Genomic DNA, 7,312 nt, shown 5'->3' with positions numbered 1-7,312 from the left:
GATGTAATCCGCTGACTGACTCCTCACTCTCCTAACGAGCTTTACGCTCAGAGCATAAATCAGGTTTAGCAAGTCACGGTCTTACCTGTCTTTGTCATCATTATCATTGCCTTAGCAATCTTTCTACATTCATCCTTGTAGTTAAAAGTGAAAGTTGATCAGTGAAACACCTCAGTAAGGTCTGACACTGACGTAATCTTTTTGATATTCCTGCTGATGGGCGACCAATGCCCAAACGGTACGAGCCAGCTTATTGGCCATCCCCACTATCACTACACAGACCGGACGGCGTTTTTTCAKCTCCGTCACCCACGGCAGCGGTGTTTTTGTCAGTAAGGTGGCCACTCTTGCACCGTGAATAAACAGGGTTCTCAGATAGGTATCTCCCCGTTTACTGATGCCCAGTAATTTGACCCGGCCTCCCGTTCCCGTTTGTTTCGGCACCAGGCCCAAATAGGCCGAAAATTCCCTGCCCGACCGAAACGCTCTGGGATCGCCCATCGTTGCGATGGCGGCTGTCGCAATTAAGACACCGACGCCGGGAATTTTCATAATTCGCTGACAATCAGCATTCTGCTTTGCCCACGTCGTCAGTTGTTTTTCCAYCTGTTCAATTTGTTCATCGATTTCGTTCAAACGGTGGTATTGCTTTTCAAGCAGATTGAGTAGGAATGGTGCCAGTTTTTCCTTTAGTCGCTCAAGGACTTCAGGCATGGCTTTATCCAGCGAGGTTCTGCCCTTATGTACGGTTTCACCAAATTCCAGCAGTAAACCATGTAACGAATTGATCTGCGCGGTTCTGAATTTGACGAGTTGATAGCGCATCCGGTGTAATGACAGAATGGCCTGCTGTTCTTCATTTTTGATAGCAACGGATTTACCGGGTTGCTGAACGGCCAGCCAAATCGCCCGGGCATCCTGAACATCGTTTTTATTTCCCATCCGAAATGCCCTGACAAACCGAGCCTTAAGCAAACGCACTTCATGTCCCAGCTTTCTCAGTTCCCGTGCCCAATAGTGAGCGCCACCGCACGCTTCCATACCAATCAAGCAAGGCTCACGGTTACTAAAGAAAGTTAAAAAATCATTTCGTTTTAGTTGCTTGTCAATGAGTTCACCGGTGTATTCATCAACAAAATGAATTTGCATCAAATGTTTTGCAATATCGACGCCAACAGGAGTAAATTTCATGGGTGGATCCTCCAGTCATCAGGGAGCAACAGGCTTCCCGCTTAGGCACTATAAGGCCGGAAATCTGAGAGGATCCATGCTTCACCTCTCAATTTCAGCACGGTGCCAAGGGCTAAGTGATTGGGATGCGCTCATTACATTCTCATCAAAAAAATCGATTGATTGCCTGTGTCTATGTGCATGCCCCTGCCATTCGTGTTTCACTGGAAACATTGTTGGCGTTTGCTGAGCCTATGCGCCAGACAGCACAAGCGCTCAGTCAACTGGTTACGGCTGATAACGTAGCATGATGAATTATAAAACCACCTTGGTACTAGACTTTATTGTGCTGTACACTGATGATGGGAATTATTTTTTAATAAGAAAATATGAATAATAAAAAGGCGCGCCTCACACCCCATGATGCTACATTCAAAGGGTTTATGGCTCAGATAGAGAATGCCCGAGACTTTTTTGACATTCATCTGCCGGAGAAAATTAAGAGGCTATGTGATTTTAATACGTTAACACTGACTAATTCTTCATTCATTGACCGTCAGTTACGTTCAAGAATGTCCGATGTGCTCTATTCGGTGAAAACTCAACAAGGTGACGGTTATATTTATGTACTTGTTGAACATCAGTCAACGCCGGATAAAATGATGGCATGGCGCATGATGCATTATGCTTTTATGGCGATGAATCAACACCTTCAACAAGGAAATAAGGAACTCCCGCTGGTTGTGCCCGTTTTGTTTTACCACGGTGATAGCAGCCCTTATCCTTTCCAGCAACGCTGGACACAATGCTTTTCATTACCTCGCTTAGCGGAAGAGGTGTATTTCAATCCATTTCCACTAGTCGATGTGACCGTGATTGATGATAATGAGTTAGTCAATCATCGCAAAATCGCCGTGATGGAACTGGCGATGAAACATAAAAATTTGCGAGACAGGGTTGAAGCTGTGACCACATTATTGGCACAGGCCCTTAAGTACAATTATAATAGTGACAACGATGTTGTTACTATTCTTAACTACCTGTTTGTTACAATGGATTCTCCACATTTTGAACAGGTACTTCAGAAACTGATTGAACAGGTAGGCAGCCATCAGGAGGCAATAATGAATATTGCACAGAGATTACGGGAGCAAGGTATTCAGCAAGGTATTCAACAGGGTATTCAGGAAGGTGAAAAACAAGCTTCAATTAATATTGCCCGTGCCTTTTTAAAGAATGGTGCCAGTATTGAACTGGTTATGAAAAGCACCGGTCTTAGCCGTGAAGAACTCCTCTCCTTACAATAACCTTTTCCTTTCTATTTTTTGTACTTTTACTCACCTTTTTAAGGTGGGTAAAAGTATTTGCTAATGTCAACAGGCGCGGAACTCATTGGGGCGCGGGCATCCTTGCCTATAGTGACGCCGGATAGATTTAAGCAAGCCTAAAATTCATCAAAAATGAGTGTTGCAAAAACGAGGGGAACCATAGATTTTTTATGCTCTACGTGAACACAGGGATCGGTACAAAATACCACAGATAGTTATAGTCAGATGCACCAGGTTTATCTTTGTCGAAGAGCGCCATTACTTGATGGTCTAAGCCATCCGCTTTCTTCGAAGCGCCAATGTAACGTTTGGAGGATGTTTGAAGATATACAATATTAGAATTATCACTTACGTTTTCAGTAGTAAATATATATCTGTCATCTACGCCTGATGTTATATAATTATAGGTTCCGACAATGCGGTTTGCAAATTCATCTACAAGGAAATCACTACTTTCAAATAAACCTCCATTTGAATCGTTGGAATAATTGACAATTGAAAAAGACTTATAACCATGTTGAGTAATTTTCCAATGAAACCGTTCTAATGAAAGATCGCAGTCACCTTGTTTAATCCAGGCATAACGAGAATCACCTGGATGTTTATCGATGCCTAAATACAAAAATGCCCCTAAGCCATGATTAACGATGTAGTAAGATGTTAGGTCGTTAGCAGATGCAGCCGACAACACCGAGCGTTCAATTGTTTTATCTATGCTCATATTATTTATCTCCGTATTTATAGGTGATTGCTATGAGATGACTTAAATTTACGATATGTTACATTGGTAATTACCTATCTGAGGAACGATGAGTTGAGATGAAATTTGTAAATACTGGAAGTTACTAAAATTTATCCGGAGCCGGTACAAAAAGCCAATGAAAGCGAGTATCATTAGCATTTGGTTTGAAAGGCTGGCCCCATACTTCGCGATCATTGCCAACTAGTCTATCATCACCTTTAAGATAGCATTCATTCTTCGATTTAATGTGAAATACTGATGATCCATATGTTACTGCTACTCTGCTAAATTGAATGTAGAGATCATCTTTATCACTGGGATCTCCAATATATCCCTCCACTAGATGGTCACGATGATTGTCAACATCAGCTATTAAAAATAGAGTACCACCGCGCTCTTTAGTAGTATTTTTAAGCAAGAAATAAACTGGATCTAGTTGCTGAAGCTCCCAATGGAAACATTGCTCTGGAATTTCTCGGTATCCTTGCCTAATCCAGGCAATGCGATCGCGGTAAGCATCCTTGCCTGCCTGCAAGTACAAGTAAGCGCCATATCGCAGGTTAACTATATAAAAAAGTGGTGGTTTATCAATTTTAAGTGATGAATTAGCCAAGTTTATTGTTTGAAGATTGCTCATAAAGCTTCCTTTGGTTATGATATGATTTTAAAATGGTAAAATTTATTGAATATCTTTTTAATTTCACTATCAAAAATCAATACATTTACCACCATACAAAAAAGATTCCGATTCGATCAGTCCATCTGTCATTTCAGGACCGGGCCAATTCCCGTTTTTACATTCTTCGTAGTCATATGCAACAGCGCTGATAGGTCCCTGACACAACTTTTCGGCAAAACACTGCACCCCGATCCAAGGTAAAGGGGTGGCCGTAATTTGCGGCGGTATAGTTTTAAGGGGTGGTGGTGCTGATGATACTTTTTGGTTGGAAATCGTCTTTCTTATAGGGTCATATAGAACATTAAAACAGGCACCGTTCAGATCTTGCATGCTCTGTCCTATAAAACCATCAGGTCTAGTGGGAGATGTAAATTTTGACGCGCATTGTTTAGCGGTATTCAGCGGATCATCGCTTAATCTAACCGTTCCAATACTCACGCCTTTGCAGTTTTTGAGTTGAAAACAGACGGCTGTTTGTTTAAGGGCGTCTTTTGCATTGTTATCGCTAAAATTATCCGCGGCGAAACCGTTTACACAATATACTAATGCACCGATTGCTATTAAATAAAAACGAATTATCATACTAATTCCCTCATTAATGGCATTTATTTTACATTATTGGCATGTTTTATGTAACAATTCACAACAAAAACATGTTGCTGTAATACAGTAAATTACATAAATGATAATCAATGGTAGATTCACATAATAAGTGCAACATCGTTAATCTGGAAGTAAACATGTTCGTATTCCCTTAAATAATTCATTCGGTGTTTTCCCACCCCGTATTTTTCGGGGGCGATTATTTAATCGGTTTACTACAAAACTTATTTCCTGATCAGAGACTTTATTAAAATCGGTTAAGTATTCATAGGCTGATAATGGGTAACAGTCCGGTTGAGTTGCCCATTTTACCGCTAAATAACTCAAGTTCCCCACACTTTTTTATGCTCTCCTTATAGAGCAACACTGGGATGAGGTGCTGCGGCTGAAGAATACAGCCCTCAGTTTACGCTTAAAAATCAATTAATTTACTTTGAATGCAAGACATCCTATCGAAGAGGCACGGAAGTTAAAAAGATATTGCAGATTCTTTATTAATGAGCTTTCGATCTCTATCTTTTTTGCACAGTTATTTAACTCAGTCAATTGCGCTTGAGTTATCGCGAGAGATTTTGAAAGAATATCAAAAATGGCATCGATGCTGGGTTTGGATTCTTGTATATCTGCTTTCATGCTGGCTGTCAGACTTTCCAGAGTCGATTTACTTTTTTCCAGTCCAGAGGAAATAGCCTTTAAATTCGTAGACCATGTATCAAAAACTGCATATACCTTAAATTCCTTATTATTTTCAAAATTGATAAAATCCAGAACAGCTTGATTCGCGGTACTATATTTTTGCCACAGTGGAACAACTTGAGAACCCTTATCAAGGGCAATAGCAGAAAAAGTTATTGATCCTCCAGCAACCACACCAACTGCTATTGGTGAAGCTGTTCCCAGTGTCGTCACGGAAATAATTACACCTACGATAATAAAGCCCGCAACAATTGCTGCACTAGCTGCTGTAGCAAGAGTGGTTGATAAAGCAGCACTATATGCTTCTTCCTGATTCTGTTTCAGTGTTGCAAATTTTTCTTTGTAATGTATGAAACCAGGATGATTTTTATTCAAGTCTGAAGTTATCGAATCTAAATCCTGCTCTATTTTTTCTGATATCGCTGTTATTTTTTTTATTATTTCATGTACTTTTGAAGGATAAAGAGAAATTCTTCGCTCCTCTAGATTTCGAGTTATTGTTTGTGTTGCTTTTTTTATTTCAGTTATTGCTCTTTTAACATTCACGGACGCTAATGTCACCGGATAAATATGACCAACAATAGGTTTGATGTTTGGTAGCACTTCTTGTAAGTTTCTCATGTTATCTACGTAGATATTGTATGGCGTAGATAATTCCTCCTCTATCGACCTTAAATCACTAAATAGCTCAATAACCTCGGAGCTTGCCAAGCTTGACAGTGTTGATGTAATTCTATTAACATCCTGAACATATCTTAACTCTTTAGCTGGCAAGCCTACAACAGTTTTTCCTGTAAGATCTTGCTGACATGCACCGACCATCTGCGGGAGCAAATAAGCAAGATACAAATCTTCAGCAAGCTTTACGTTATTAGAATATGTATTCTGTGTTTCAGCCATGATAAGCCCCCGCTAATAACAGCCGACATTAGTAAGATTGTTGATTAATTTTTAATTCCCAAGAGCTCGAAGCGCCGCAGCATATTGAGCCTCTATATCGTCCCACGATTGATAAAACCCAGACCAAGACTGTATCCTAAAATCTGTATCATGACCACTCACTGCATCTTTGCTCTTTTTCCGATAATCCTTAATATTCAATTCCCAGCCTACCCCCAAGAACCCTACCGCATCACACTCATTGGCTTGACTATTATAATTTTTTACTATAATAAAGTGAAGTTCTTGGTAATTGGAGTGATAGTCACTGTCATTCTCATCTGTTATAGGCGAAAGAATATTGGTGAGAGCTGACTCCATATCTTTTGAATCTAGGGGATCCACTAATGTAGCTGAAGTAACAACAGCGGCTTGAATGAACGCGTTTTTTACTGGTGCGCCGGGCATGGTGCGCAGCGCCCTGAATGGCGCTGGCTTTTGACCGTGGTGGTTAAAGGCTGACTCAGAGGTGAAAGTCYTCCACACACCCGGCAAGGGGAAGTGTTAGCCAGAGGCAAGGGTGCCGTGGGTGACTGCGGATCTGAAGGAAGCCCGAGGCAAAATGCTGGTCTGACGAACAGGAAGCGGATAAGAGGCGGCGTGATGCGGGTAAGGTTGCCAGTAAAGCTGAAGCCCGATACTTGCACGGAGCATCACGACGTAGATCCGACAGGCATAAGCAGGAAGGTCACGTAAATTACCCCGGGAGCTCTGCCGGCTCAGCCAGCGGTAGAAGTCAGCCGAGGCCGTAGTAAATGGCAGTTAACCACGCCATCAAGGGCCGAACGGGTTATACCGCAATCAGGCGCAGGAGTCTCATCGTATGTCGCAGCACAGAAGCTTCTCTCACGGAAGGCTGTTCCCCCGAGTCCCGGACGGTATCCGGTGATGACGGCTGACAGTGTGCAGACAGCGGCGGCGTCTCCGGTGTGGACGAACGCGGAGCCGGACACGCTGATGGCGCGGGTGCTTGCGCCCGCCAACATGAAGCGTGCGTATCAGCGGGTGGTCAGCAACCAAGGTGTCCCGGGTGCCGATGGCATGACGGTCAGCGGGCTTGCGAACCACCTGAAACAACACTGGCCGTGCCTGCGGGCGCGGTTGGCGTCAGGTTCATACCATCCTCAGGGTATCCGCCCGGTCAGTATCCCGAAA

9 protein-coding genes and 2 pseudogenes are annotated in these 7,312 nt (G+C 42.4%); 3 read left to right on the top strand and 8 right to left on the bottom strand.

The annotated features are described in order from the left end of the window. Positions 1–171: 171 nt before the first annotated feature. Positions 172–1,191 (bottom strand): IS110 family transposase, encoded by a 1,020-nt coding sequence (locus D3222_RS23075; RefSeq protein ID WP_118988196.1) that lies wholly within the window; start codon positions 1,189–1,191, stop codon positions 172–174. 125 nt (positions 1,192–1,316) lie between these two features. Here D3222_RS23075 and D3222_RS25265 point away from each other — a divergent pair, with 125 nt between their 5' ends. Together D3222_RS25265 and D3222_RS23070 are read left to right on the top strand one after the other, a co-directional pair. Beyond that, a complete protein-coding gene (locus D3222_RS25265) occupies positions 1,317–1,481 on the top strand; it encodes a hypothetical protein (protein ID WP_157975415.1) in 165 nt (54 codons plus the stop codon). Positions 1,482–1,559: 78 nt separating this feature from the next. Beyond that, a complete protein-coding gene (locus tag D3222_RS23070; RefSeq protein ID WP_118988195.1) occupies positions 1,560–2,477 on the top strand; it encodes an Rpn family recombination-promoting nuclease/putative transposase in 918 nt (305 codons plus the stop codon). 196 nt (positions 2,478–2,673) lie between these two features. Here the strand turns inward: D3222_RS23070 and D3222_RS23065 are convergent, their stop codons facing one another. The 7 genes and pseudogenes from D3222_RS23065 to D3222_RS25260 form a co-directional block, all read right to left on the bottom strand. Next, positions 2,674–3,219, bottom strand: coding sequence for a hypothetical protein (locus tag D3222_RS23065; protein WP_118988194.1), 546 nt, complete (start codon positions 3,217–3,219; stop codon positions 2,674–2,676). Positions 3,220–3,343: 124 nt separating this feature from the next. Next, complete coding sequence (locus D3222_RS23060; protein ID WP_118988193.1) at positions 3,344–3,877, bottom strand: hypothetical protein; 534 nt, start codon at positions 3,875–3,877, stop codon at positions 3,344–3,346. Between the two features lie 69 nt (positions 3,878–3,946). Next, positions 3,947–4,501 (bottom strand): hypothetical protein, encoded by a 555-nt coding sequence (locus D3222_RS23055; protein ID WP_118988192.1) that lies wholly within the window; start codon positions 4,499–4,501, stop codon positions 3,947–3,949. Between the two features lie 141 nt (positions 4,502–4,642). Then, positions 4,643–4,780: pseudogene (locus D3222_RS23050) on the bottom strand (IS30 family transposase); the annotation flags it as partial. 165 nt (positions 4,781–4,945) lie between these two features. Beyond that, positions 4,946–6,118: a hypothetical protein gene (locus tag D3222_RS23045; RefSeq protein ID WP_118988191.1), complete on the bottom strand. Its 1,173-nt coding sequence runs from the start codon at positions 6,116–6,118 to the stop codon at positions 4,946–4,948. Between the two features lie 51 nt (positions 6,119–6,169). Continuing rightward, positions 6,170–6,565 (bottom strand): hypothetical protein, encoded by a 396-nt coding sequence (locus tag D3222_RS23040; protein WP_118988190.1) that lies wholly within the window; start codon positions 6,563–6,565, stop codon positions 6,170–6,172. A gap of 311 nt (positions 6,566–6,876) precedes the next feature. Beyond that, positions 6,877–7,110 carry a hypothetical protein gene (locus D3222_RS25260; protein ID WP_157975414.1) on the bottom strand — a complete coding sequence of 78 codons (234 nt, stop codon included), beginning with the start codon at positions 7,108–7,110 and terminating at the stop codon, positions 6,877–6,879. A 4-nt stretch (positions 7,111–7,114) separates the two neighbouring features. Between D3222_RS25260 and D3222_RS26325 the strand changes: the two are divergent. Then, positions 7,115–7,312 (top strand): annotated as a pseudogene (locus D3222_RS26325) (group II intron reverse transcriptase/maturase); the annotation flags it as partial.

This window comes from Photorhabdus sp. CRCIA-P01, from assembly GCF_003545805.1.
GTDB classification, from domain to species: domain Bacteria; phylum Pseudomonadota; class Gammaproteobacteria; order Enterobacterales; family Enterobacteriaceae; genus Photorhabdus; species Photorhabdus antumapuensis.
The sequence above is the reverse complement of the archived record's forward strand: the minus strand, read 5'-3'. Positions and strand labels throughout refer to the sequence as shown.

Coding starts and splice junctions, on each gene's coding strand:
- D3222_RS25265 (WP_157975415.1), top strand. CDS start 1,317: ATGCGCTCATTACATTCTCATCAAAAAAATCGATTGATTGCCTGTGTC.
- D3222_RS23070 (WP_118988195.1), top strand. CDS start 1,560: ATGAATAATAAAAAGGCGCGCCTCACACCCCATGATGCTACATTCAAA.
- D3222_RS23065 (WP_118988194.1), bottom strand. CDS start 3,219: ATGAGCATAGATAAAACAATTGAACGCTCGGTGTTGTCGGCTGCATCT.
- D3222_RS23060 (WP_118988193.1), bottom strand. CDS start 3,877: ATGAGCAATCTTCAAACAATAAACTTGGCTAATTCATCACTTAAAATT.
- D3222_RS23055 (WP_118988192.1), bottom strand. CDS start 4,501: ATGATAATTCGTTTTTATTTAATAGCAATCGGTGCATTAGTATATTGT.
- D3222_RS23045 (WP_118988191.1), bottom strand. CDS start 6,118: ATGGCTGAAACACAGAATACATATTCTAATAACGTAAAGCTTGCTGAA.
- D3222_RS23040 (WP_118988190.1), bottom strand. CDS start 6,565: ATGCCCGGCGCACCAGTAAAAAACGCGTTCATTCAAGCCGCTGTTGTT.